The organism is Arthrobacter sp. TJ-240 (genome assembly GCF_058269195.1).
In genome coordinates, this window is record NZ_JBZCNG010000019.1 from 1 (window position 1) to 545 (window position 545).

Below are 545 nucleotides of genomic sequence, written 5' to 3' on the forward strand. Positions count from 1 at the left end.
CGGGCGTGCGGCGGCGGACGAATCTCGCCGACACCGCCACCGCCACCGAACTCGCGTGCCTGCTGCGGATCCCCGAACGCACCGCGCACCGCCTCGTCCAGCACGCGAGGGTCCTGGTCAACCACCAGCCCAGAACCCTCGCGGCCCTGCACGCCGGGACCATCTCCTGGACCCACGCGGCCGTCCTGGTGCACGAATGCTCCAGCCTGCCCCAACCGGCCGCGGCCCTGCTCGAAGAACACCTCCTGCCCATCGCCGCGGACACCACACCCGGCCGGACCGCAGCCAAAGCCCGCACCCTGCGCACCCGCCTGCACCCCGAACCCCTCCACACCCGCGCCACGACCGCCGCCGCCCGCCGCCGCGTGGACCTCGAACCCGATCACGACGCCATGGCCTGGCTGCACATCTACCTGCCCGCCACCGACGCCACCGCCATCGACACCCGCCTCACCACCACCGCCCGCACCCTGCACACCCCCACCGAAACCCGCACCCTGCCCCAACTACGCACCGACACCCTCACCGACCTCCTCCTCACCCCC

The 545-nt window shown here is 73.4% G+C and carries 1 protein-coding gene; it reads left to right on the top strand.

What is annotated here, in order from left to right; all coding sequences use genetic code 11:
• On the top strand, window positions 1-545 hold a 545-nt coding region (locus AC4D2C_RS18750; protein WP_490916316.1), incomplete at both ends, for a DUF222 domain-containing protein.